The sequence below is a fragment of the Bradyrhizobium sp. A11 genome, from assembly GCF_042077125.1.
GTDB classification, from domain to species: domain Bacteria; phylum Pseudomonadota; class Alphaproteobacteria; order Rhizobiales; family Xanthobacteraceae; genus Bradyrhizobium; species Bradyrhizobium japonicum_B.
In genome coordinates, this window is record NZ_CP149509.1 from 951,275 (window position 1) to 976,526 (window position 25,252).

Here is a 25,252-nt window from a genome sequence, read left to right on the forward strand (position 1 = left end):
ACGGAATCGGGCGCGAAACGGGCAAATTCCGTTGCAGATTCTTGCCCCATACACCGGGGAACAGCCGCCTGCGTCAAGCGCGGCGGGCGAAATCCCTGTTCAGGGTCACTTTCGGGGCGATTCTACCGTCCGCGCAGCCGATCCAGCGCGTCGGAGGAGGCAAAGCCGTCGGCCGGCACCCCGATCGAGGCCTGGAAGTTGCGCAGCGCCTCCCGCGTCTGGCCACCGAACTGGCCGTCCGGGGTGCCCTTGTAGAAGCCGCGCTGGGCCAGCAGCTGCTGCAGCTCCAGCCGCTCCGTGCGCGACAGCTCGCGCTCCTGGCGCGGCCAGGGCTGCACGAAGGGCTGCCCGCCACGCAGGCGGTCGGCGAAATGGCCGATCGCCAGCGCATAGGCCTCGGCCGGGTTGTACTTCATGATGACGCGGTAGTTCTGCAGCATCAGGAAGCCGGGTCCTTGCGCGCCTGCCGGCGCCAGCAGGTAGGCCTTCTCCGCCGGATGCGGGAACGCCTGCCCAGTCGCCCGCTTCAGCCCGAGCTTCTCCCATTGCGTGATCGGCATCGCCTTGGCGCGGTCGGCCAGCACGTAGTTGAAGCCTTGGGGCACCACGACCTCGTAGCCCCAGGTCTGGCCGGCCTGCCAGCCATCCTTCTTCAGATTGTTGGCGGTCGATGCGATCAGATCGGTGGGATTGTCGACGACGTCGCGCCGTCCGTCACCGTCGCCATCGACGGCAAAGCGCTTGAACGCGGTCGGCATGAACTGGGTCGGGCCGAAGGCGCCGGCCCAGGAGCCGCGCATCTGCTCCGGCCTGAGGTCGCCGCGGTTGAGGATCTCCAGCGCCGACAGGAACTCGTCCTTGAAATAGGCCTGGCGGCGCCCGATGCAGGCGAGAGTCGCGGTCGATTGCAGCACGCTGCGGTCGCCCATCTGCGTCGAGTAGTTGGACTCGATGCCCCAGATCGAGGCGATGATGTAGCGATCGACGCCGGTGGCCTTCTCGGTGGCGTCGAACTGCGCCTTGTATGTGGCGAGAATCTCGCGGCCCTTGGCGAGGCGGTTGTCGTTCACGAGGATGTCGAGATAGGCCCAGATCGATTTGGTGAATTCGGGCTGCGAATCCATGAGGTCCATGATGCGCAGATCGGGGCTGAGGCCGGCCGTGAAGCGCTGGAAGTTTTCCTGGGTGACGCCGCGCCGTGCGGCATCGGGCCACATCCCGGCGACGCAATTGTTGAAATTGCCGGCGGCCTCGCGGATCGCTGCCGCCGTCATCAAGGGATGGCCGGAGGCGCCGTCCTCGCCGGTCCAGGGCAATGCTCCCGTTTGACCGCCGCCGGGTCCCGGCGCAGGCTGAGAGGGCGCCGCGTTGGAGCCGGAGAAGATGCCGCCGAACAGGTTGGACAGGCCGTTCTGCGCCTGAGCGTGCGCGCCGGCGGGCAGCAGCATAGCGGCCGCAACCATCATCGCGCCGGTCGCGGATACCGTCCGTCTTGCCTGTCCTGCCACCGATCGCATCATGTCCCACCCATCGGGCTTTTCAAAAATCCGCCATCAGGAGGCCTGGTTACGGTTGCCAATAGCTTAACAAAGGTGAAATTTTGGTGGCGGCCTTTTTCTTAACTCTGCGCGGGTGAGGCCCCACATCCGCCTTTGTTGGCGGCTGCAAACAGGTTAGCAAATGCCATTGCTCCGTTCCCAGCTCCGTTCCCATCGGCTCTCAGGTATTCGATCAATCACATGAAAATTCGCAAAGCCGTATTCCCCGTCGCCGGCCTCGGCACCCGTGTCCTGCCCGCCACCAAGGCGATGCCGAAGGAAATGCTGACCATCGTCGACAAGCCGCTGATCCAGTACGTCTATGACGAGGCGAGGGAGGCCGGCATCGAGCACTTCGTCTTCGTCACCGGCCGCAACAAGAACGTCATCGAAGATCATTTCGACCGGATGTACGAGCTCGACGCGACGCTGGCGGCGCGCGGCAAGAAGGCCGAGCAGGACATCCTGGCGCAGAACCAGCCCGACGCGGGCGCCGTCAGCTTCACGCGTCAGCAGGCGCCGCTCGGCCTCGGTCACGCGGTCTGGTGCGCGCGCGACATCGTCGGCAACGAGCCGTTCGCCGTCGTGCTGCCCGACGAGCTCGTGCTCAACACGCCCGGCTGCCTCAAGCAGATGATCGAGATGGCATCATCGCTCGGCGAGAAATCCAATCTGGTCGCGGTCGAGGCGGTGCCCGACCATCTCACCCATCAATACGGCATCTGCGGCGTCGGCAAGCGCAGCGGCAAGATGTTCGAGGTCGACGGAATGGTCGAGAAGCCGGCCAAGGGCACCGCGCCCTCGAACCTCTCGATCACCGGCCGCTACATCCTGCAGCCCGAGATCTTCAAGATCCTGGAAACGCAGGAGCGCGGTGCCGGCGGCGAGATCCAGCTCACCGACGCCATGATCGGCCTTGCCAGATCGCAGAAGTTCTACGGCGTCGAGTTCGAGGGCGAGCGCCACGATTGCGGCTCCAAGCCCGGCTTCCTGCGCGCCAACATCGCCTACGGCCTGAAGCGCCCCGAGCTGCGCGACGGCTTGATCGCGGAGATGAAGAAGTATCTGGGGCAGTAGCGCGCCGTCATTGCGAGCGAAGCGAAGCAATCCAGAATTTTTCCACGGAGAATGCCTGGATTGCTTCGTCGCAAGAGCTCCTCGCAATGACGAGGAGAGAGCTCGTCACGCCACTAGCGACAGCTTCGGCAGGCTCGCGACCACCGACTGGTTGCGGCCGCCAGCCTTCGCGGCGTAGAGCGCCTTGTCGGCGGCGGCGACCAGGATCGACCAGTCCATGCCGGCGGTGGGAACCAGGCTGGCGACGCCGCAGGACACCGTCGAAATCACCTGCTCATCGGACCAGCCTTGCACCTTGGTCCGGATCGCCTCGGCGACCTTGAAGGCGTCGGTGGGCGACGTATTCGGCAGCAGCACGGCGAATTCCTCGCCGCCATAGCGCGCGGCACAATCGCCGGCCCGGCTCACCGAATCGGAAATGCAAATGGCGATGCCGACCAGCACCTGGTCCCCTGCCTGATGACCGAAGCTGTCGTTGTAGGCCTTGAAGTGATCGGCATCGATCATCACCAGCGCGATCGGCGCCTTCTGGCGCATGGCGCGCCGCCATTCGACGTCGATGACGGAATCGAACTTGCGGCGGTTCTTCAGGCCGGTGAGCGCGTCGGTCGTCGCCATCTCCTCCAGCTTGCGCTCGGCCTCGGCGCGCCGGCCGATCTCGCGCGCCAGCACGAGCGTCGACCCCAGCACGAACAGCGCGAGCGCCAGCACCACGGCGCCGATGCGGAACGCCTCCTTCTCCCAGAGCGCGAAGACGGCGGTCAGGGGTTTGCCCGCCACCACGAACAGCGGTCCGCTGTCGCCGCCGCGGACATAGAGCCGCGGCGTCGGGTCGACCGGACCCTGTCCCGAATAGGCGGCCCCGATCCGGAGATTGTCGGCCCTCCAGCTGCGGCGATCGTTCAGGTTGGTGCCGATGATGTCGAGATCGAATGGCCGCCGCATCATGATGGTGCGGTCGCGCTTGAGGACGGTGATGGTGTCTTCGGGATCGAGCTTCAGCTGCTCGAACAATTCGTGGAAATAGCTGAAGCGGATCGAGCCGGCGACGACGCCCAGGAACCCGCCGTCGGTGTCGCTGATGCGCCGGCTCAGCACGATCGCATAAGCGCCGCGAAACAGTATGGGACGGCTGATGAACAGCCCGATGCCGGGATTGTCGCGATGGACCCTGAAGTAATCCTCCTCGCTCCGGTTCTCGGGGAGGGGATCGAGCGTGGAGGCGTCGATGGTCAGCCGGCCCTCGGCATCGAACACCTGGATGGCGCCGAAATGCCTGGCCGTCGTCGCGTGGTCGAACAGGATCAGGTGACGGATCGGCTTCGACACCGTCGCGAGTTCGGGCAGCAGCATGTTGCTGGCGACCGCCTTCAGCGACAAATCGTAGATCTCGAAATTGCGGCTGACGTCGGACTGGATCGTGGTCGCGAGGTTCTCCAGCGTCTGGCGGGCGAGCGCCTCCTCGCCGCGGCGCATGTCGAGCATCACGTTGACGCAAACGGCGGAAAAGCCGATCACCGTCACGATGGACGAGATGATCAGCAGTTTCGCCGAAATCCGCCACGGCCGGCGGGCCATGGCGTCGCGCCATCCAGACAGCATCGTTTGCTCCCGACATAAGTGGATGCGCCCGAAAGCTTGCGCGATGTTTAAGGCGGGACGGCGCTGCCGTACTGAGTTAAGAATCGGTTTACGCAGGCCACGGTTTTGGGCAGACCCGGCGTGAGCAGGCCCGCTTTCGGACGAGAGGACGATTGTGAACGACTACGACGCGTTGCGCGACTATCTGATGCGGCAGAAGCAGGACGAACTAGTGCTGAGCTTCGAGCAGATCGAGGAGATCATCGGCGCGGCCCTGCCGCGCGCGGCCAATCGTGCCTCGTGGTGGGACAGCCTGCGCAGTCCCGACATCCAGATGCCGCAGCGGGAAGCCTGCCTCGCCGCGGGCTTCGTCGCGACACGGATGCCGGACGGTGCCAGCGTGCGGTTCAGGAAGCAGAAGGAGCGGCGGCGATAGTATCGTAGGGCACGCCGTCCACCCTCCCCTGGAGGGGGAGGGTCGATCGCGCGAAGCGCGAGCGGGGTGGGGTGATCTCTCCACTCGGGCACCGCTGGACGTGGAGAGACTGTCACCCCACCCCGTCTCACATTTCGCTGCGCTCAATGTGAGCCGACCCTCCCCCTCCAGGGGAGGGTAAGAGAGCGATCAGCTCGCCGCTTCCAGCCGCACTTCCGTCAGCAGCCGCATCGCGGCGTCGGCGTCCATCGGCTCGCCGAAAGCGAAGCCTTGGGCGTATTCGCAGCCCATCTGGTAGAGCTCGACCGCGTCGGAATCGGTCTCGGCGCCCTCGGCCACCACGTCCATGCCGAGGTCGTGCGCGAGCGCGATGATCGACTTCAGGATCACCGGTCGGGTGCCGCGGTTGGTGGTGCGCACGAAGGACTGGTCGATCTTGATGGTGTCGAACGGGAAGCGCTGCAGATAGGCCAGCGAGGAATGGCCGGTGCCGAAATCGTCGAGCGAGAGCCCGGTGCCGAGCTCGCGGATCCGCGTCAGCATCTGCGCGGCGTGCTCCGGGTTCTCCATCACCAGCGATTCCGTCAATTCGAGCTTGAGCGTGCCGCGCGCCACCGAGGAGCGCGACAGCACGGTGCGGATGTCGTGGATCAGGTCGTGGCGCAGCAATTGCCGCGACGAGACGTTGACGGAGGCGAAGATCGGCTCGCGCGAGCGCATCGCGCGCTGCCACACCGAGAGCTGCTTGGCGGTCTGGTCGAGCACGAACATGCCGAGGTCGACGATCAGGCCGGTCTCTTCCGCGATGCTGATGAATTCCGACGGCGCCATGCGCCCGAGCTTGGGGTGGTCCCAGCGCACCAGCGCTTCGAAGCCGGCGACCGAGCGATCCTCCAGCCGCACGATTGGCTGGTACAGGATCGTGAGCTCCTGGCGCTCGATGGCACGGCGCAGCTCGCTCTCCAGGGTCAGGCGATCGGTCTTCCGCGCCCGCATCGCCGGCTTGTAGACGTCGATGCGATCGCCGCCGATGCGCTTGGAATGATACATCGCCAGCTCGGCGTCCTTGATGATCTCGTCGGTCAGCTGGGTTTGCGGATCGGACAGCGCGAGGCCGATCGACGCCGTGAGGAAGATCTCGCGGTCGTTGAAGGCGATCGGCGCGCGGATGGTCTTGCGGATGGTCTCGGCGAAGGCGGTGATGCGGGCGGGGTCCTGCTCCGACAGCAGGATCAGGCCGAACTGGTCGCCGGCCATGCGGGCCAGCGTGTCCTGCGGCTTCAGGATGCGGGTGAGGCGGCGGGCGAGGGTGAGCAGGATGGAATCGCCGACCGCGATGCCGACGGAATCGTTGACCTGCTTGAAGCGGTCGAGGTCGATCACCATCAAGGTCGGCCGCAGCGTCGGCATGGTCTTGGCGAAGTTGGCGACCGCACCCAGCCGGTCCATGAACAGCTTGCGGTTGGGCAGGCCGGTGAGGTTGTCGTGAACGGAATCGTGCAGCAGGCGCTCCTCGGCGTTGCGCAGCTCGGTGACGTCGGTGAGCGTGCCGACCACGCGCGAGACTTCGCCGTCCGAGCCGACCACCGGGCGGGCCTTCAGCGCGAACCACATGAAATGGCCGTCCGGGGTACGCAGGCGGAAATCCTGCACCAGGCGGCCGCGGCGCTGGTCGAGCACGCTGTCGAGCGCGGCGCGGAAGCGGTCCTGGTCGAGCGGATGCAGCACCTCTAACCAGGAGGCCGCGGGCCCTTCCAGCGTGCCGCGCTTGAGGCCGAGCAGGGCTTCGGTCTCGGGGCTGGTGAAGACCTTGTCGGCGGAGACATCCCAGTCCCAGATCAGATCGCCCGAGCCGGCCAGCGCCAGCGCGCGCCGCTCGATGTCGGAGACGACGCCGGTGGTGGCGCCGCCGCCTGCGAAGGCGTGCTGCATCACCGTGAAGCCGATCAGCATCACGATCAGCACGAGGCCGCCGAGCAGGGCCGGGCCGACGATGTCGTTGGTCACGGAGCCCGCGACGGTCATGCCGGCCGCGACCACCCATACGACGAGCAGGAACCAGGTCGGGATCAGCAGCACGGCGCGGTCGAAGCCGTGGGTGGAGAGATAGACGATCAGCGCAAAGCCCGCGAAAGCGATCAGCACCAGCGAAATGCGCGCGATGCCCGAGGCCACCGCCGGATCGAACAGCGCGAGCGCCACCAGCGATCCCAGGAAGGCGAGCCAGCCGATCGTGATGTGGGAATAGCGCACATGCCAGCGGCTGAGATTGAGGTAGGCGAACAGGAACACCAGGAGCGTCGCCGCCAGGATCGCCTCGCCCGCCGCGCGCCAGATGCGCTCGGCGTTGTTCGACATGTCGAGCACCTTGCCCCAGAAGCCGAAATCAACGCCGATATAGACCAGCACGGCCCAGGCCAGCGCCGCGGCGGCCGGGAACATGATGCTGCCCTTGACCACGAACAGAATGGTCAGCACCAGTGCGAGCAAGCCGGAGATGCCGATCACGATGCCCTGGTACAGCGTGAACGAGTTGACCTTGTCCTTGTAGGCTTCCGGCTCCCACAGATAGAGCTGCGGCAGCTTGTCGGTGCGCAGCTCCGCGACGAAGGTGATGACGGCGCCGGGGTCGAGCGTGATGCGGAACACGTCTGCGGTCGGGCTTTCCTGCCGCTCCGGCCGGTCGCCGGTCGAGGGCGTGATGGTGGCGATGCGCGACAGGCCGAGATCCGGCCACAACAGCCCTGAGGAGACGATGCGGTAATGCGGGGCGACGATCAGACGGTCGAGCTGGTCGTCGGTGTTGTTGGCGAGCGCGAACACCACCCAGTTCTGGCCGCCTTCGCGGGCGCGCACCTCGATGCGGCGGACGATGCCGTCGGTGCCGGGCGCGGTGGAGACCTGGATGCGGTCGGCATCGCTGCGCTGATGCTCGAGCACGCCGGTGAGGTCGATCGCGGGCGCGTCACTGCGGACGCTGACGGCGTCGAGCGCGCGCGCGGGATACGCGGCGACGAGAATCATGAGGCCCAGCGCGATGGGCGCGAGGCACCTGATCAGACGCAAGGTCAGTTCTCCGCGTTCGACGCAAACTCTGAGTAAGAGCTGATTTCAGACCGGACCGAAGTGGTCCGGTGCGTCGCGATAGATGCCACGAAAGCGAGGAAAATCAAAGGGTTTCCGGCCCGCCCTGTGGGTCAGCGGCCTAGACCTCCAACACAATTTTGCCAATATGTGCGCTGGTTTCCATGCGCCGATGCGCGTCGGCGGCCTTTTCCAGCGGGAAAGTGCTGTCCATCAGCGGTTTGACGCGGCCTTCGCGCAAGAGCGGCATCACTTTCTGCTCGATTGCGGCCACCATCGCCGCCTTATCCGCATTCGTACGGGGGCGCAGGGTCGAGCCGGTATGGGTGAGGCGCTTGACCATCAGCTTGGCGATGTTGACGCTGACCTTGGGTCCGTTGAGGGTCGCGATCTGCACGATCCGGCCATCGACCGCGGCGGCGTCGTAGTTGCGGTCGACATAGTCGCCGGCGACCATGTCGAGGATCAGGTTGACGCCTTCCTTGTTGGTCTCTTCCTTGACCACGGCGACGAAGTCCTCGGTCTTGTAGTTGATGGCGCGGTCGGCGCCCAATTTGAGGCAGGCATCACACTTGTCCTGCGATCCCACGGTGACGAACACCTTGGCGCCGAACGCCTTCGCCAGCTGGATCGCCATGGTGCCGATGCCGGAGGAACCGCCATGGATCAGTAGCGTCTCGCCGGCCTTGAGGCCGCCGCGCTCGAACACGTTGTGCCAGACCGTCATCAGGGTCTCCGGCAGCGCGCCGGCTTCCTTGATTGACAGCGCCGGCGGCACGCTCATGGCCTGGGCGTCCTGGGCGATGCAGTACTGCGCATAGCCGCCGCCGGCGACCAGCGACATCACCTTGTCGCCGACCTTGTGCCGCTTGGCGTTGCTGCCGACCGCGACCACCTCACCGGCGATCTCGAGGCCGGGCAGGTCGCTGGCGCCGGGCGGCGGCGGATAGGCGCCGGAGCGCTGTGCGACATCGGGCCGGTTGACGCCGGCGGCCATCACCTTGACCAGGATCTCGTCCGGGCCGGGCTGCGGCAGGCTGCGCTGTTCCGGGATCAGCACCTCCGGTCCGCCGGGCTTGGAGATGGCGACCACGGTCATTTGCGCGGGCAGCTTGTCCATGATGTGTCCTTGAGCAAAGGTGCGGGATGAACCAGGCCTTTGATTAGCCACCGCAGTCCGGACTGGCAACCGCCTCAGACGTGGGGTCCGGTCCGCGGACGAGAGGAGGAGCGAGAATGGCGACGGAAGACAACGACCGCCCCCGCAAAAAGATCAGCCACGAGATCGGACAGGATCTCTCACTGTTGTCGGTCGAAGAACTGACCGAGCGCGTGAACTTGCTCAAGACCGAGATCGCAAGACTGGAGGAAGCCGCCACCAAGAAGCGCGCCTCGCGCGATGCGGCGGATCATTTCTTCAAGAAGTAGTCGCGGGCCTCTCTTGTCGTGTCCCGGACGCGGTGGAGCGCGTAGCGCTGCTCCGCAGAGCCAGGACCCACCTCGATCAGTCCCGCCGTCATTCCGGGCTCACGACTTCGTCGTGCCCCGGAATGACGGCGGCGAGAGAGACGCCATCGCACCGCACTCGGCCACTGGCCGACATGGCTAACGAACCGTCAAAAAAATCGCTCGTTTACTCCAGATTAAGCTTTCGGGTTTATGACTGGAACTGTCCTCGTTTGGACACCGAGTGGCTCCTGTCCACTCTGTTTGACGCCTCCCTGTTATCAACTTTCAAAGCCGCCGGTCTCCGGCGGCTCTTTTTTTGTGTCTATTCCCGGTTGAATTCCTCGGAATGACCCGCGGAAACCATATCCGCGCTTGTCACTGGACTCCGCGTCTCGCCCGCGCAATGATTTGTTCATCATAAAGCCGGCGCCAAAGCCGGACAGTCAAACAGTTGCGTAAGAGGCGTTAACCATGGAACGTTTGCAGGCCGACGGCGCGCTCGTTCAACTGAGCGAGCGGTTCACTAATTCCGCGGCGTTCGGCGTTCTGTTCCGCGAGGGCATGGATCTGGTAGAAGAGACTGCCGCCTATCTCGACGGCGCCGGCCGCACCGAGGCCAAGGCGCTCGACCGTGCCGTCAGCCTCACCTACGCGACCGAGAGCATGCGTCTCACCACCCGCCTGATGCAGCTCGCCTCGTGGCTGCTGCTGCACCGCGGTGAAGGAAGGCGAGATGACGCTTGTTCAGGCCAATCGCGAGAAGACCAAGGTCAAGCTCAGCGCCGCCGATCCCGGCCCCGCCGACACCATCGAGAAGCTGCCCGCGCAGCTCCAGGACCTGATCCATCGCTCGATGAGCCTGCAGACCCGCGTGCGCCGCCTCGACACCACGATTCACACGCCGCCGGCCGAGCACGTCGCAATCGGCAATCCGCTGGTGCCGCACCTCAACGCGCTGAAGGCCGCGTTCGAGCGGTAATATTGTCAACAACCTCGGTCGTCATTCCGGGACGCGCCACTTGGCGCGAGCCCGGAATCCATACTCCCGATCGTGGTTATGGATTCTCAGATGCGCAATTGCGCATCGTAGCTCGCCCTTCGGGCGCCCCTGAATGACGGCAAACAAAAACGCCCCCGGTTTCCCGGGGGCGTTTTTCGTCTCCAGCCCTGCGGGCCAGATCAATCCTTTTTCAGGAAGCCCGAAAACTTCTTCTGGAAGCGCGAGACGCGGCCGCCGCGGTCCATGATCTGGGCGTTGCCGCCGGTCCAGGCCGGGTGCGACTTCGGGTCGATGTCGAGGTTCAGCGTGTCGCCTTCCTTGCCCCAAGTGGAGCGGGTCAGGTACTCGGTTCCGTCGGTCATCACGACCTTAATCGTATGATAATCCGGATGAATTTCGGCTTTCATGGCAAATTCCTCGGCGCCCGGCGCCTGTTCGGTGGCTCGCAAATGACGGATTTGGCCGGCTCTATACCTCACGATATCAGTCAAAACAAGCGGGCTTGCGCGGCTGAACCGGGTTTGCCCCTAAGGGACATCCCGGATTTGCCACTACCCTTGCACCGGCCTATTGGGAGCAAACGAATGCAATGGGCCAGATCTCATGAGCGCAGTGGAACGGCTTGATGACCAATATGTCGATCAGCCCGGAATGAACGCCGCGGACACAACCTCGATCGAAGCCGAGCTGATCGAAGCGCCGGCCAAGGGCCGCGCCAAGCTGCGGCCGCTGCTCGCGCTGGCGCCCTATGTCGGCCGCTATCGCGGCCGGGCGGCGCTGGCCTTCGTCGCGCTCACGGTCGCGGCCCTGACCACGCTATTGGTGCCCATCGCCGTCCGCCGGATGATCGATTTCGGCCTGACGCCCGAGGGCATCGAGCTGATCAACAGCTACTTCTCGGTGATGCTCGCGGTGGTCGGCGTGCTCGCGCTCGCCAGCGCCGCGCGCTACTACCTCGTGATGACGATCGGCGAGCGCATCGTCGCCGACCTCAGGCGCGACGTCTTCGCTCATCTGCTCTCGCTCTCCCCCGCCTTCTTCGATTCCGCGCGCAGCGGCGAATTGATCTCGCGGCTCACCGCCGACACCACCCAGCTCAAATCGGCCGTCGGCGCCTCCGTGTCGATCGCGCTGCGCAATCTGATGATGTTCCTGGGCGCCACGGCGATGATGGTGATCACGAGCCCGAAGCTGTCGGGCTTCGTGCTGCTCGCCATCCCCTTGATCGTGCTGCCGCTGGTTGCCTTCGGGCGCTGGGTGCGGCGGCTGTCGCGCAACGCGCAGGATACGCTCGCCGAGGCCTCGGCATATGCGGGCGAGCTGGTCGGCGCGATCCGCACCGTGCAGGCCTATACCAGCGAAGGGTTCGCGGAGAAGCGTTTCGGCGGCGAGGTCGAGCACGCCTATGAGGCCGCGCGCACCTCGACCCAGGCGCGCGCCGTGCTCACAGCCATCATCATCTTCATCGTGTTCGCCAGCGTGGTCGCGATCCTCTGGATCGGCTCGCATGACGTCCTCACCGGCGCGATTTCGCCGGGCCGGCTCGGTCAGTTCGTGCTGTATGCGGTGTTCGCCGCGGCGGGCCTCGGCCAGCTCAGCGAGGTCTGGGGCGAAGTCTCCGCGGCATCCGGCGCGGCCGAGCGCCTGTTCGAGATCCTGCACGTGAAGCCCGACATCACCGCGCCCGCCTCAGTGCGCGCGTTGCCGGTGCCGGCACGCGGCGAGGTCGGGTTCGATCAGGTCAGTTTTGCCTATCCGGCGCGGCGCGACACCAATGTGCTCGATGCCGTGTCATTCACCGTGCGCCCCGGCGAGAAGGTTGCGATCGTCGGCCCATCCGGCGCCGGCAAGAGTACGATCTTTCACCTCTTGCTGCGCTTCTACGACCCGCGCAGCGGCTCGATCTCGCTCGACGGCGTGCCGGTCAAGTCCGCCGACCCCAGGGATTTCCGCGCGCGCATCGCACTGGTGCCGCAGGAATCCGTGGTGTTCGCCGCGAGCGCCCGCGAGAACATCCGCTTCGGCCGGCCCGATGCCACCGATGCCGAGGTCGAGCGCGCCGCCGAGCTTGCCCATGCCGCCGAATTCATCCGCCGCCTGCCCGAAGGTTTCCAGACCCCGCTCGGCGAGCGCGGCGTGACGCTGTCAGGCGGCCAGCGCCAGCGCATCGCGATCGCGCGCGCCATCCTGCGCGATGCGCCGCTGCTGCTGCTCGACGAGGCCACCTCCGCGCTCGACGCCGAAAGCGAGACGCTGGTGCAGACTGCGCTGGAAGAACTGATGCGCCACCGCACCACGCTGGTGATCGCGCACCGCCTCGCCACCGTGCTGTCCTGCGACCGCATCCTGGTGATGGACCAGGGCAGGATCGTCGAGCAGGGCACCCATGCCGAGCTCGTCGCCGCGAACGGGCTTTACGCCCGGCTGGCGCGGCTGCAGTTCGAGGGGGCGTGAGGGGCTTCGCTCGCTGTCACACGCACAATGTCATCACCCGCGCAAGCGGGTGATCCAGTACTCCGAGACGATCGTGATTGACCGATCAGCCACGGCGTACTGGATTCCCCGCCTTCGCGGGGAATGACAGCGGAATTTCACGCGATCACGCCCGCCACACCATCTTCAGCACCGGCCGCCCCGAGGTCGGGTTCACGTCGTCGCCGGCATGGGCAAAGCCGTTGCGCTCGTAGAAGCGGATGGCGCGGGCATTGTCCTTGTTGACGAGCAGCGTCACGCCCGAGGGTGACAAGCGCTTGGCTTCATCGACGAGCAGCCGCGCGGCATCCGAGCCCCAATGCGCGGGGTCGACCACGAGCTGGTCGAGATAGCCCTCGCCGTCGATGGTGACGAATCCGGTCAGCGCGCCGTCCTGTTCCGCCACCACGATCGAGGCCTTGGGCACCAGATCCTTGCACCAGCGCTCGCGCCACCATTCCAGCCGGGCCGAAAAGTCGATCTGCGGATAGGCCGCTTGCCAGGTGCGATGCCAGAGCCCGATCGCGGCGGCTTCGTCTTCGGGGCGGTAGGGGCGAAGGTGAAGCGCGCTCACTACCGCTCCGTCAGCTTCAGCTCGATGCGGCGGTTGCGCTTGTAGGCTTCCTCGGTGTTGCCGGGATCGAGCGGCTGGAATTCGCCGAAGCCGGCCGCGACGAGGCGCTGGGCGGGCACGCCGAGCGAGACCAGATATTGCACCACCGAGATCGAGCGTGCCGCCGACAGGTCCCAGTTCGATTTGAAGTTCGGGCCGTTGACCGGGCGCACGTCGGTGTGGCCGTCGACGCGCAGCACCCAGGGAATCTCGCCCGGGATCTTCTTGTCGAGCTCGATCAGCGCGGTCGCGAGCGTGTCGAGCTCGGCGCGGCCCTCGGGCAGCAGCATCGCCTGTCCGGTGTCGAAGAACACTTCGGACTGGAACACGAAGCGGTCGCCGACGATGCGGATGTCGGGCCGGTTGCCGAGGATGGCGCGCAGGCGGCCGAAGAATTCGGAGCGGTAGCGCGACAATTCCTGCACCCGCTGCGCCAGGGCGACGTTCAGGCGCGACCCCAGGTCCGCAATGCGGTTCTGCGATTCCTTGTCGCGCTTCTCGCTGGCGTCGAGCGCCTCTTCCAGCGCCGCCAATTGCCGCCGGAGCGCGCTGATCTGCTGGTTCAGCACCTCGATCTGCGCCAGCGCCCGCGCCGAGACCGCCTTCTCCGAATCCAGCGCCTTGCCGAGCTCGGAGGTCTTGCCTTGCGCGTCGTTGCCGGCGGCCGCCAGGCCGTCATAGAGACCCTTGATGCGGTCGCGCTCGCTCTCGGCCGAGGCGAGGCCGGCCTTGAGTTGCGAGACCTGGTCGTCGAGCGTGAGCTTGCCGAGCTTCTCCAGCGACAGCAGCTCGTTGAGCTGGGCGATCTTGGCGTTGAGCTGCTCCAGCGCCTTGTCCTTGCCGGTGACCTCCTGCGACAGGAAGAACTGCACCACCAGGAATACCGACAGCAGGAACACGATCGACAGCACCAGCGTCGACAGCGCGTCGACGAAGCCGGGCCAGTAGTTGAGGCCGCCTTCGCTGCGGCGGGCGCGGGCAAGAGCCATTTACGTCTCCACTTCCGTGTCCCGGACAAGCTGCAACGCGTCAGCGTTGCGGCGCAGAGCCGGGACCCATTCTGTAACGCAGAAGGTGCTGGGCCCCGGCTCAGCAACGCATCACTTCGTGCTGCGTCGCGTCCGGGGCACGAACCTTTCGTCCTGTCCTCAACTCTTCTCCGGCTGGCGCGCGAGGCGCTCCAGCAGGCGCCGGATCTCGCGGTTCTGCTCGCCCTGGCCGTCGGCCCATTCGCGGATCATCTGCTGCTCGGTGCGCATGTGCGAGACCAGCGCCTGGATCGCTTCGGCAAGGCTCGCCATCGCCGCCGTGGTGCCGCGGCTGCCACTGCCTTCCTCGAGCACGGAGCGCAAGCGCTCGACCGCGGCCTGCAGCTCGCCGCTGGCGACCCCGCCGCCGCCGGAGGCGACCGCAACCTCGCCGCTGCCATATTCGCGCACGGTGGTGGCCAGCCAGTCCTCGAGGTCGGTGTAGAAGCGGTTCTGGGCCTGGCTCGATTGCAAATCGAGGAAGCCGAGGACCAGCGAGCCGGCGAGGCCGAACAGGGAGCTCGAGAACGAGATGCCCATGCCGCCGAGGGGGGCGGCGAGGCCTTCCTTCAGCGTGTCGAACAGCGCCCCCGAATCGCTCCCGACCTTGAGCCCGTCGATCACCTTGCCAACCGAACCGACCGTCTCGATCAGGCCCCAGAAAGTGCCGAGCAGGCCGAGGAAGACCAGGAGGCCGGTCATGTAGCGCGAGATGTCGCGGGCCTCATCCAGGCGGGTCGCGATCGAATCGAGCAGGTGCCGCATGGTGGTCTGGGTGATCGACATCCGCCCGGAGCGCTCGCCGCCGAGGATCGCCGCCATCGGCGCCAGCAGCTTCGGGTGCCGGGCCGGCGCCAGGCCGGGGTCGGCGATGCGGAAATTGTTGACCCAGGAGACCTCGGGGTAGAGCCGGATGACCTGGCGGAACGCCAGGATGATGCCGATGAACAGCACCCCTCCGATCAGGGCATTGAGCCCCGGATTGGCGAAGAAGGCCTGGATGATCTGCTTGTAGAGCACCACGCCCACCAGCGTGCACAGCACCAGGAAGACCAGCATCCGCACCAGGAAGACGCTGGGCGAGGACAGTTTGGTGTACTCGATATCCATGGTGGAGCGGGACGAAGTGCCTGACGGCATGGCCATTATCATCCATTACGTAGCTTGCTTGCGTGCGCACTATGGCACAGCGCCGGCCCAAAAAAAGCGCCGGATACGCCGATTTCGGGGACGGCTCGGGGAACCCGCGCCGGAAGCGGCGCTTTGATAGCAAGGTATCTGCAGAAGTTCGCTATTCGGGGGGGCGCATGAGCGTCGTTTCCGCGATCATCGGGACTGCCGATCGCGTACCGCTGCCGGACGTCGTGGTCCGGGCTGCGATCCAGCGCCTGTGCTCCCGCACCGCAACGCGCCTCGCCGGCCATGATGCGGCCACTGACGCCGCCTTCGCCGGTCGGATGATGCTGCGGCCGATCGCCGAGGGTGCCGCGGCCGGGCGTGACGAGGTGCCCGCGGCGTTCTTCGCGGACGTGCTCGGCCCCAGTCGCAAATATTCCTGCTGTTTCTACAAGACCGACGCGACCACCTTGCAGGAGGCGGAGGAGGAGGCGCTGCGCCAGACCGTCGAGCATGCCGGCCTTGCCGATGGCCAGACCATCCTCGAGCTCGGCTGCGGCTGGGGTTCGCTGTCGCTGTGGATGGCGCGGCAATTTCCGCACGCCAAGGTGACGGCGGTGTCGACCTCGCAGGCGGAGCGCGCCCATGTCGAGGAGCAGGCACAGCAGCGCGGCCTGCTGAACTTGCGCGTGGTCACCGCGGACATGAACGTGTTCGCGCCCGACGGCCAGTTCGACCGCATCGTCTCGGTCGAGATGTTCGAGCAGATGATGAATTGGCGCAAGCTGATGACCCGTCTGCGGTCATGGCTCGCCCCCGAGGGGCGGTTCTTCATGCAAATCGTCACCCATCGCTCCGGCTCGCAGCTGTTCGACCGGCTCGATCGTGACGACTGGATTGCGCAGCATGTCTTCACGGGCGGGCTGATGCCAAGCCATCACCTCGTCAGGCAGTTCGACGACATCTTCACGGTGGAGAAGGAATGGTGCTGGAGCGGCACGCATTATCAGCGCACCGCGAACGACTGGCTCGTCAATTTCGACACGCATCGCGACGCGATCGAGGCGTCGTTGCGCAAGGTCTATGGCGAGGAGACCGCACTCTGGCTGCGGCGCTGGCGCTGGTTCCTGCTCGCGACATCGGGCCTGTTCGGCTACGCCGATGGAACCGAGTGGGGCGTCAGCCAATACCGGATGAAAGCCGCCGGGTAATTGCGCCGTTCCGTCGCAGCACGCGCTGATGGGCTACGATTCACAATCAGGTGACACGTAAAAGTCCTTGTGAAATCAATATCTTGCGCTGTGTGACAATGAGCCGCCCGTTCTGTGCGTTGCATCGCAGCAGGGGCCTTCTATTTTGTCGACATCACCCGCGCGCGAAACGGTCCAGAACGGGCTCCGCGCGGAAGTGACCAGTTTCAACAATATCGGGGCACCCCACTTCATGTCAGGACTTCGTGCGCGATCGGCATGCGTTGCAATGATGCTCGCGGCCTTAGCGCCGCTGTTGGGTGCTTGCGAGGAATCCAGCTCGGCCGTCTCTACCGCTCCGTCGGCCCACCCTGATGTCAGCGTCGTCATCGTCAAGCCGCAGCCGCGCGCCGTGGTGCGCGAGCTGCCGGGCCGCATCGCGCCGACGCGTGTCTCCGACGTGCGGCCGCGCGTGTCCGGCATCGTGGTCGAGCGCCTGTTTCGCCAGGGCAGCGAGGTCAAGGCGGGCGACGCGCTCTACCGCATCGATCCGCGCCCGTTCGAGGTCGAGGTGATGGCCAACGAAGCTGCGCTCGCCAAGGCCGAGGCCGCGTTGATGCAGGCGAAGCAGCAGGCGCACCGTATCGCCACCCTCACCAAGGATCGCGCCGCGCCGGAAGCCGAGAACGAGAAGGCGATTGCGGCTGAACGGCAGGCCCATGCCGAGGTCGAAGGCCGCAAGGCCGACCTCGCACGGGCCAAACTCAATCTCGACTACGCGACCGTGCGCGCGCCGATCGACGGCGTGGTCGGTGCGGCCCTTGTCAGCGAAGGCGCCCTCGCGGTGCAGAACGAGACCAACCTCGCCACCATCCAGCAGCTCGACCCGATCTATGCCGACTTCACCCAGTCGGTGAACGAACTCAACCAGCTCCGCCGCGCCTTCGAAACCGGCGACCTGGAGCGTATTGCGTCCGACACTGCCAAGGTCCGCCTCGTGCTCGACGACAACACCATCTATTCACTCGAGGGCAAGCTGCTGTTCTCCGACGCCAAGGTCGACGCCCACACCGGGCAGGTGACGTTGCGCGGCGAGTTCCGCAATCCCAAGCGCGAATTGCTGCCGGGCATGTACGTCCGGGTCCGCATCGACCAGGGTCTCGATTCCGATGCGATCGCGGTGCCGCAGCAGGCGGTCCAGCGCAATGGCGGCGGTGGCAGCGAGGTGTTCGTCGTCAAGGACGACAACCACATCGCGGTGCAGGCGGTGCGCACCGGATCGGTGCAGGACGGACTCTGGTTTGTCACCGAAGGCCTGAAGGCCGGCGACAAGGTCGTGGTGGAAGGGTTCCAGAAGTTCGCGGCCGGCGACAAGGTCAAGCCGCAATCCTGGTCGGAGGCGGACGCGACCGCGGACAATCGGCACGCCCAGCAGCTCACGCGGTAGCGCGTCATGGCGAGTTTTTTCATCGACAGGCCCATCTTCGCCTGGGTGGTCGCGCTATTCATCTGCTTGATCGGTGCGATCGCCGTGCCGCTGCTGCCGATCGCCCAATATCCGATCATCGCGCCGCCCTCGATCTCCGTCTCGACCAGCTATCCCGGCGCCTCGCCTGAGAACCTCTACAACAGCGTCACGCGGCTGATCGAGGAGGAGCTCAACGGCGCCGCCAACATCCTCAATTTCGAATCGACCAGCGATTCGCTCGGCCAGGTCGAAATCATCGCCAACTTCCAGCCGGGCACCGATACCAGCGCCGCCTCGGTCGAGGTGCAGAACCGCATCAAGCGCGTCGAGGCGCGCCTGCCGCGCGCGGTGATGCAGCAGGGCATCCTGATCGAGGAAGCCTCCAGCGCCGTGCTCCAGATCATCACGCTGAATTCGACCGACGGCAGCCTCGACGAGGTCGGGCTCGGCGACTTCATGATCCGCAACGTGCTCGGTGAAATCCGCCGCATTCCCGGCGTCGGCCGCGCCACGCTGTATTCGACCGAGCGTTCCCTTCGCGTCTGGGTCGATCCGGCCAAGCTGGTCGGCTACGGGCTCACCGCCGACGACATCAACAAGGCCATTGCCGCGCAGAACGCGCAGGTCGCCTCGGGCAGCATCGGCGCCGAGCCCTCGACCTCGAACCAGCGCACCTCCGCGCTGGTGCTGGTCAAGGGCCAGCTCTCCTCGCCGGACGAGTTCGGCACCATCATCCTGCGCGCCAATGCCGACGGCTCGACCGTGCGCCTGCGCGACGTCGCGCGAATCGAGGTCGGTGGTCTCAGCTATCAGTTCAACACCCGCCTCGACGGCAAGCCGACCGCCGGCCTGTCCGTGCTGATGTCGCCGACCGGCAATGCGCTGGCGACCGCGAGCGCGGTCGAAGCCAAGATGAAGGAGCTGTCGCGCTTCTTCCCGGCCAATATCACCTACGAGATCCCCTACAACATCACGCCCGTGGTCGAGGCCTCGATCAAGAAGGTTTTGACGACGCTGGTCGAGGCCGTGGTGCTGGTGTTCGTCGTGATGTTCCTGTTCCTCCAGAACATCCGCTACACCATCATTCCGACCATCGTGGTGCCGGTGGCGCTGCTCGGCGCCTGTTCCGCGCTGCTGCTCGCCGGCTATTCCATCAACATGCTCTCGATGTTCGCCATGGTGCTCGCGGTCGGCATCCTCGTCGACGACGCCATCGTCGTTGTCGAGAACGTCGAGCGCATCATGGCCGAGGAAGGCCTGCCGCCGAAGGAAGCGACGCGCAAGGCCATGTCGCAGATCACCGGCGCCATCATCGGCATCACCCTGGTGCTGATGGCGGTGTTCGTGCCGATGGCGTTCTTCCCGGGCTCGGTCGGCATCATCTACCGCCAATTCTCGGTCACCATGGTCGCGGCGATCGGCTTCTCCGCCTTCCTGGCGCTGTCGCTGACGCCGGCGCTTTGCGCGACGCTGCTCAAGCCGATAGCCAAGGGGCACGGTCATTCGACCAACTTCGTGTTCAGTCGGTTCAATCACATGCTGGAGGCGGCCAGATTCCGCTACGGGCGCACCGTCGGCTTTTCGCTGAAGCGCACCGGCCGGCTGATGCTGGTCTATGCCGCGCTGTTGGTTGGTCTGTCCTGGGCCTTCGTCAATCTGCCCGGCGGCTTCCTGCCGGTCGACGACCAGGGCTTCATCACCACCGACGTGCAGACGCCTTCGGATTCGTCCTATGCCCGCACCGAGGCCGTGATCGAGAAGGTGGAGAAATATCTGGCCGCGCGACCGGGTGTCGACAACGTCACCTTCCTCACCGGCTTCAGCTTCTCCGGCCAGGGCATGAACACCGCGCAGGCCTTCATCACCTTGAAGGACTGGTCGGAACGCGGGCCGAAGGATTCCGCCGCCGCGATCGTCAACGACGTCAATCGCGACCTCGGCTCGTCGATCCGCGATGCGAAGATCTCGGCGCTGCAGCCGCCGCCGATCGACAATCTCGGCAACTCCTCCGGTTTCTCGTTCCGTCTCCAGGACCGCGGCCAGAAGGGCTATCCGGCCTTGATGCGCGCGGCCGACCAGCTGATCGCAGCGGCCAATGCGAGCCCGGTGCTCCAGAAGGTCTATATCGAAGGCCTGCCCGAGGCAGGGGTGGTCAATCTCATGATCGACCGCGAGAAGGCCGGCGCGTTCGGCGTCACCTTCGAGGACATCAACAACACGATCTCGACCAATCTCGGCTCGAACTACATCAACGACTTCCCGAACCGCGGCCGCATGCAGCGCGTCGTGGTGCAGGCGGACGCCCGCGACCGCATGCGGACCGAGGACATCCTCAACTACAACGTCAAGAACAGCCGCGGCCAGCTGGTGCCGTTCTCGTCCTTCGCCACGGTCGAATGGGCGCGCGGGCCGACGCAGATCGCCGGCTTCAACTATTATCCGGCGGTGCGCATCTCCGGCGAAGCCAAGCCCGGCTTCACCTCGGGCGACGCCATCGCCGAGATGGAGCAGCTTGCCGACAGATTGCCGCGCGGCTTCGGCTATGAATGGACCGGGCAGTCGCTGCAGGAGAAGCTGTCCGGCTCGCAGGCGCCGTTCCTGCTGGCACTGTCGGTGTTCGTGGTGTTCCTGTGTCTCGCCGCGCTCTACGAGAGCTGGACCATTCCGCTCGCGGTGCTGCTGACCGTGCCGCTCGGCATCGTCGGCGCCGTGACCGCGGCGATGCTGCGCGGCCTGCCCAACGACGTCTATTTCACCGTCGGCCTGATCACCATCATCGGCCTTGCCGCCAAGGACGCGATCCTGATCATCGAGTTCGCCAAGGATCTGCGCAAAGAGGGCAAGCCGCTGGTGGAGGCCACCATCGAAGCCTGCCGCCTGCGCTTCCGCCCGATCCTGATGACCGGCCTTGCCTTCATCTGCGGCGTGCTGCCGATGGCGATCGCCCACGGCGCCGGCGGCGCCAGCCAGCAGGCGCTCGGCTCAGTCGTGATGGGCGGCATGATCGCGGTGGTGATCCTGGCGCTGTTGATGGTGCCGGTGTTCTTCGTCTCGGTGCAGCGCGTGCTGGGCGGGGACCGGGAGCCGGCGGCAGCGAAGGAACGCGAGCCTCACGGTTCGCCGGCGCGGGCTCATACCGGGCACTGACAGTTCTTTTCGTCATTCCGGGGCGCGCGTAGCGCGAACTATGATGCGCAATCGCGCATCTGAGAATTTATCGGGCCGCAATCACAGTCGATGAATGGATTCCGGGCCCGCGCCAAGCGGCGCGCCCCGGAATGACAGCTGAATGTGAAGCGCGGGCTTCCGCCTTACGTCGGCTTCCGCAAGATCTTCACCAGCTCCCCGTGCACGTATTCATTCCCGCACACGACGTTGCCCGTCACCAGCGCATCGCCGGGCGTTGCGATGTCGCTCACCGTCCCGCCGGCTTCGCGCACCATCAGCATTCCGGCCGCGATGTCCCAGGATTGCAGATTGCGCTCCCAATAGCCGTCGAGGCGGCCGGCGGCGACGAAGGCGAGGTCGAGCGAGGCGGCGCCGAAGCGGCGCAGGCCTGCGACGCGGTCCTGGATCGCCGTCATCTCGCGGCGGAATTCCTCGTGATCGCCGCGGCCGATATGGGGCAGGCCGCAGGCCACCACGCATTCGTTCAACTGGCGGCGCCCGGCCACCCGCAGGCGCTGGTCGTTGAGGAAGGCGCCCTTGCCGCGCTCGGCGATGTAGAGCTCGTCGTTGGCGGGGTTGTAGATCACGCCCGCGATGATCGTGCCCTCGCGCGACAGCCCGATCGAGATCGCAAATTGCGGGATGCCGTGCAGGAAGTTGGTGGTGCCGTCGAGCGGATCGACGATCCAGGTATGGCTCTTGTCGCTGCCTTCGCGCGTGCCGCCTTCCTCGCCGATGAAGCCGTAGCCGGGGCGGGCCTTGGCGAGGTCCTGGTATAGCATCTCCTCGGCGCGCTTGTCGGCAAGCGAAACGAAATTCGCCGGCCCCTTCAGCGAGACCTGGAGATGCTCGATCTCGCCGAGATCGCGCTTGAGGCTGCGGCCGGCACGGCGCGCAGCCTTGACCATGACGTTGATAGTGGCGGAATACAGCATGAGCTTTCGGTCTTGATCGGGGGAGAAGGGCGGGACATCGCGCCTGTTTGACGCCTTGGGTGCCCTGCAGGGGCGCTGGCGTCAAGTCATTGGATCAGGTCATTTGGGGTCAGGTCATTTGGGGTCAAGTCATTTGTTGCCAAGCCACTTCTTGGCGGCGGCCTCCGCCTTGGTCCGCTCCTCGGCCGGCAGGTCGGACAATTGCTTGTCGAGCTCCGGGTCGCCCTTGCCGGCGGTCTTGGCGACCAGGTGCCATTTGAAGCCCTCGACCTTGTCCATGGTCGTGCCAACGCCGTTGATCAGCACCCACGCCAGCCGGTTCTGGGCGATCGCGCTGCCCTGGCGGGAGGCCTTGCGGAGCAGGGCGACGGCGGCCGGCTGGTTCTTCGGCGTGCCGGTGCCGTTGAACATGGCGATGGCATATTCGACCTCGGCGTCGACATTGTCGGCGAGCGAGGCGGCCTGCAGCAGCCGCACCGCGCGTTCCGGATCCTTCGGAACGCCAGTGCCTTCCTTGTAGAAGGTCGCAAGCGCGTATTGCGCCTCGGGCAGGCCGGCATCGGCAGCCTGGCGCAGCAGCTCGGCCGAGCGCTTGACGTCCTGCGGCAGGGTCTGCCCATCGAGATAGAGCAGAGCGAGGTTATAGGCCGCCCTGGGCTCGCCGAGCTTGGCGGCGGATGCCATCAGCTTGACGGCCTCGCCCTTGTCGACCGGGCCGCCGCGGCCGGAAATGCGCAGCATGGCGAGCGCGAACATCGCCTCGCGGTCGCCGGCGTCCGCAGCGCGCTTATACCATTCGGCCGCCTTGGCATAGTCGCGGCGAATGCCCATGGCGTTGGAATAGAGCTCGCCGAGCATGGTCATCGCCTTGGGATCGCCGGCTTGCGCGCGGGCGGTGGCGAGTTCGAACGCCGTCTTGTACTGGCCGCGCTGATAGGCGCCGTACACCAGATCGGCGTTGGAATTGTCGGTCGGCGGCGCCGGGATCACGGTCGGGGCCGGCGTCGGCTTGGCGGAGGGGGCCGGCTTGGGCGATGCCAAAGGCTTCGGCGCAGCCTCCTTCTTGGCCGGCGCGGGGGGCTTGGGCTTCTGCTTCTCAGGCGTCGTGCTCGGTATGGTGGCCGGCGGGGTGATCTGAAGCTGCGCGGCCGCCGGTGCCGTGAGCAGCAGCGCAGCCAGCATGGTGATGTAGGGGAGCTTCATGTCGGGCGCTAGCCGTGCTCGTCGCCGCCAGCATTCTGGCTCGCCATCGCCGTCGCGTGCGCCTTCTTGATCGCGGCATCCGCCTCGACCAGCGCGGCCTTGGGCCCGCGCGGATCGGACCAGATGAAGTCCCCGACCAGCACGAAATCGGCGCCGCTGAGGGCGAAGTCGTGGGCTTCCTCGAGCGAGGTGGCAAAGCCGACGCAGGGCGGCTCGAACAGCTCGGCCCACCAGTCCAGCCGCTCGGCGATCGCCTGCGCTTGGGGACGCTGGCCATTCGCATCGGGCTCGCCGAACAGCACGTAATCGGCGCCCATCTCGCCCGCATCCATGGAATGGTGCCGCGTCGTCAGCCCGCCGACGCCGGCGATGCGATCGGGCTTGAGCGATGGCAGCGCCTCCTTCAGCGCGGCGATGCCGGGCAGGTGCGCGCCATCCGCGCCGCCGCGCGCGACCAGCTCGGCATGGCCTTCGACCAGCAGCGCCGCGCCCGCCTTCTGCACCGGCGGCGCCAGCGCCTTGATGCGCGAGATCATGGTGCGGTGGTCGGTCTCCTTCAGCCGCAGCAGCACGGCCGCGACGTCGGCGACAGCGAGCAGCCCCGGCAGCTCGGCGACAAGCGCAGCGGGATCATCGACCACAGGCGTCGCGAGATAAAGGCGCGGCGCCGGGCGCGGCGGAGGCGGTTTGCTCGACAAGATCTAGGCTGCCTTCTGTTCCAGGCCGCTTTGCCACTCACCCTTGGAGGCAAGGCCGTTCATTCGCGCGCGATGGCTGAAGGCGCGCTGGCCGGCCGCGACATTCTCGGCCTTGCCGGACCAGGCCTTTTGCGGCGCGGCCTGCAGCGCGCGGCCATAGGAGAAGGTCAGGCCCCAGGGCAGCGGACCGAGCTTGTGCATGGCGTTGAGATGCGCGGTTGCCTCCTCGTCCGACTGGCCGCCGGAGAGGAAGGCGATGCCGGGCACGGCCGCCGGCACGCAGGCCTTCAGCAGCCGGATCGTCTTCTCCGCGACTTCCTCGACGGAGGCCTGCTTCGCGCATTTCTTGCCTGAGATCGCCATGTTGGGCTTCAGCACCATGCCTTCGAGCGCGACGCGCTGGACGCGTAATTCCTGGAACGTCTTGTTGAGCACCCGCCCCGTCACTTCATAGCAGCGGTCGATGTCGTGGTCGCCGTCCATCAGCACCTCCGGCTCCACGATCGGCACGATCTGCGCGGCCTGGCACAGCGCGGCATAGCGCGCCAGCGCGTGGGCGTTGACGCTGATCGCGGTCATGGAGGGGATGCCGCTGCCGATGTCGATCACCGCGCGCCATTTGGCGAAGCGCGCGCCGCGCTCGTAATATTTCTTCAGCCGCTCGGCGAGCTTGTCGAGCCCGACGGTGACGAGTTCGCCCGGACACATCGGCAGGGCCTGCGTGCCCTCGTCGACCTTGATGCCGGGAATGGCGCCGCTGCTCTCGATCAGCTTGATCAGCGGCGTGCCGTCCGCAGCATTCTGCCAGATCGTCTCGTCATAGAGGATCACGCCGGAGATGTACTGGCTCATGGCGTCCTTGGAGCGGAACAGCATCTCGCGATAGTCGCGGCGGTTCTCTTCGGTCGAGGCCACGCCGATCGCGTCGAAGCGTTTCTTGATGGTGCCGGAGGATTCGTCGGCGGCGAGGATACCCTTGCCGGGGGCCACCATGGCGGTCGCGATCCTGTTGAGCTCAGTCAGATTCATCGAGAGGTCCTCCCAAAACGATTCTGCCCTTGCCCGTGAAAATAGACCGTTCTCGGGCAATTGCCGAGTTAACGTTCGTCGCAGGGCTAGGGGGGAGGCGGGACTTCGCCTCTCCCCGCTTGCGGGGAGAGGCCGACGCGCGTCAGCGCGGCGGGTGAGGGGGACTC

General features: G+C 66.0%; 19 protein-coding genes and 1 pseudogene. 8 read left to right on the forward strand and 12 right to left on the reverse strand.

The window, feature by feature from the left end; translation table 11 throughout:
- Window positions 1-122: 122 nt before the first annotated feature.
- Window positions 123-1,520 (reverse strand): lytic murein transglycosylase, encoded by a 1,398-nt coding sequence (locus WI560_RS04415; RefSeq protein WP_375307033.1) that lies wholly within the window; start codon window positions 1,518-1,520, stop codon window positions 123-125.
- Window positions 1,521-1,739: 219 nt separating this feature from the next.
- Here WI560_RS04415 and WI560_RS04420 point away from each other — a divergent pair, with 219 nt between their 5' ends.
- Window positions 1,740-2,615: a UTP--glucose-1-phosphate uridylyltransferase gene (locus WI560_RS04420; RefSeq protein WP_028138479.1), complete on the forward strand. Its 876-nt coding sequence runs from the start codon at window positions 1,740-1,742 to the stop codon at window positions 2,613-2,615.
- 105 nt (window positions 2,616-2,720) lie between these two features.
- On the opposite strand, the gene WI560_RS04425 is transcribed toward WI560_RS04420, so the two are convergent.
- Window positions 2,721-4,217, reverse strand: coding sequence for a diguanylate cyclase (locus WI560_RS04425; protein WP_375307034.1), 1,497 nt, complete (start codon window positions 4,215-4,217; stop codon window positions 2,721-2,723).
- Window positions 4,218-4,371: 154 nt separating this feature from the next.
- On the opposite strand from WI560_RS04425, the gene WI560_RS04430 reads away from it, so the two are divergent.
- Window positions 4,372-4,632: a hypothetical protein gene (locus tag WI560_RS04430; RefSeq protein ID WP_375307035.1), complete on the forward strand. Its 261-nt coding sequence runs from the start codon at window positions 4,372-4,374 to the stop codon at window positions 4,630-4,632.
- 189 nt (window positions 4,633-4,821) lie between these two features.
- Here WI560_RS04430 and WI560_RS04435 read toward each other — a convergent pair whose 3' ends face one another.
- Complete coding sequence (locus WI560_RS04435; RefSeq protein WP_375307036.1) at window positions 4,822-7,698, reverse strand: EAL domain-containing protein; 2,877 nt, start codon at window positions 7,696-7,698, stop codon at window positions 4,822-4,824.
- Between the two features lie 139 nt (window positions 7,699-7,837).
- Window positions 7,838-8,836, reverse strand: coding sequence for an NAD(P)H-quinone oxidoreductase (locus WI560_RS04440; RefSeq protein ID WP_375307037.1), 999 nt, complete (start codon window positions 8,834-8,836; stop codon window positions 7,838-7,840).
- Window positions 8,837-8,952: 116 nt separating this feature from the next.
- Here WI560_RS04440 and WI560_RS04445 point away from each other — a divergent pair, with 116 nt between their 5' ends.
- Both WI560_RS04445 and WI560_RS04450 read left to right on the forward strand, forming a co-directional pair.
- Entirely contained in the window at window positions 8,953-9,144 is a 192-nt protein-coding gene (locus WI560_RS04445; protein WP_375307038.1) for a DUF1192 domain-containing protein, read from the forward strand.
- 492 nt (window positions 9,145-9,636) lie between these two features.
- A pseudogene (locus WI560_RS04450) lies at window positions 9,637-10,144 on the forward strand (DUF1465 family protein).
- A gap of 200 nt (window positions 10,145-10,344) precedes the next feature.
- Here the strand turns inward: WI560_RS04450 and rpmE are convergent.
- A complete protein-coding gene (gene rpmE / locus WI560_RS04455; RefSeq protein ID WP_011084323.1) occupies window positions 10,345-10,572 on the reverse strand; it encodes a 50S ribosomal protein L31 in 228 nt (75 codons plus the stop codon).
- A 196-nt stretch (window positions 10,573-10,768) separates the two neighbouring features.
- Here rpmE and WI560_RS04460 point away from each other — a divergent pair, with 196 nt between their 5' ends.
- Complete coding sequence (locus WI560_RS04460; protein ID WP_375307039.1) at window positions 10,769-12,619, forward strand: ABC transporter ATP-binding protein/permease; 1,851 nt, start codon at window positions 10,769-10,771, stop codon at window positions 12,617-12,619.
- A gap of 145 nt (window positions 12,620-12,764) precedes the next feature.
- On the opposite strand, the gene WI560_RS04465 is transcribed toward WI560_RS04460, so the two are convergent.
- From WI560_RS04465 to WI560_RS04475, 3 genes are all read right to left on the reverse strand, one after another.
- Complete coding sequence (locus WI560_RS04465) at window positions 12,765-13,211, reverse strand: GNAT family N-acetyltransferase (RefSeq protein WP_375307040.1); 447 nt, start codon at window positions 13,209-13,211, stop codon at window positions 12,765-12,767.
- Window positions 13,211-14,239 carry a peptidoglycan -binding protein gene (locus WI560_RS04470; RefSeq protein WP_375307041.1) on the reverse strand — a complete coding sequence of 343 codons (1,029 nt, stop codon included), beginning with the start codon at window positions 14,237-14,239 and terminating at the stop codon, window positions 13,211-13,213. Before WI560_RS04470 ends, WI560_RS04465 begins: the two co-directional genes overlap by 1 nt.
- Before the next feature lie 159 nt (window positions 14,240-14,398).
- Window positions 14,399-15,418 (reverse strand): hypothetical protein, encoded by a 1,020-nt coding sequence (locus tag WI560_RS04475; RefSeq protein WP_028138469.1) that lies wholly within the window; start codon window positions 15,416-15,418, stop codon window positions 14,399-14,401.
- A 167-nt stretch (window positions 15,419-15,585) separates the two neighbouring features.
- On the opposite strand from WI560_RS04475, the gene WI560_RS04480 reads away from it, so the two are divergent.
- From WI560_RS04480 to WI560_RS04490, 3 genes are all read left to right on the forward strand, one after another.
- A complete protein-coding gene (locus WI560_RS04480; protein WP_375307042.1) occupies window positions 15,586-16,605 on the forward strand; it encodes an SAM-dependent methyltransferase in 1,020 nt (339 codons plus the stop codon).
- Between the two features lie 232 nt (window positions 16,606-16,837).
- Entirely contained in the window at window positions 16,838-18,031 is a 1,194-nt protein-coding gene (locus WI560_RS04485) for an efflux RND transporter periplasmic adaptor subunit (RefSeq protein WP_375307043.1), read from the forward strand.
- A gap of 6 nt (window positions 18,032-18,037) precedes the next feature.
- A complete protein-coding gene (locus tag WI560_RS04490; RefSeq protein WP_375307044.1) occupies window positions 18,038-21,199 on the forward strand; it encodes a multidrug efflux RND transporter permease subunit in 3,162 nt (1,053 codons plus the stop codon).
- A 164-nt stretch (window positions 21,200-21,363) separates the two neighbouring features.
- Here the strand turns inward: WI560_RS04490 and WI560_RS04495 are convergent, their stop codons facing one another.
- The 4 genes from WI560_RS04495 to WI560_RS04510 all read right to left on the reverse strand — a co-directional run bounded on the left by WI560_RS04495 (window position 21,364) and on the right by WI560_RS04510 (window position 25,085).
- Window positions 21,364-22,155, reverse strand: a complete 792-nt coding sequence (locus WI560_RS04495; RefSeq protein ID WP_375307045.1) for an inositol monophosphatase family protein — start codon at window positions 22,153-22,155, stop codon at window positions 21,364-21,366.
- 129 nt (window positions 22,156-22,284) lie between these two features.
- Window positions 22,285-23,358: a tetratricopeptide repeat protein gene (locus tag WI560_RS04500; RefSeq protein ID WP_375307046.1), complete on the reverse strand. Its 1,074-nt coding sequence runs from the start codon at window positions 23,356-23,358 to the stop codon at window positions 22,285-22,287.
- 8 nt (window positions 23,359-23,366) lie between these two features.
- A complete protein-coding gene (locus WI560_RS04505; protein WP_375307047.1) occupies window positions 23,367-24,056 on the reverse strand; it encodes a thiamine phosphate synthase in 690 nt (229 codons plus the stop codon).
- A 3-nt stretch (window positions 24,057-24,059) separates the two neighbouring features.
- Window positions 24,060-25,085 carry a class I fructose-bisphosphate aldolase gene (locus WI560_RS04510; RefSeq protein WP_375307048.1) on the reverse strand — a complete coding sequence of 342 codons (1,026 nt, stop codon included), beginning with the start codon at window positions 25,083-25,085 and terminating at the stop codon, window positions 24,060-24,062.
- Window positions 25,086-25,252 lie beyond the last annotated feature (167 nt).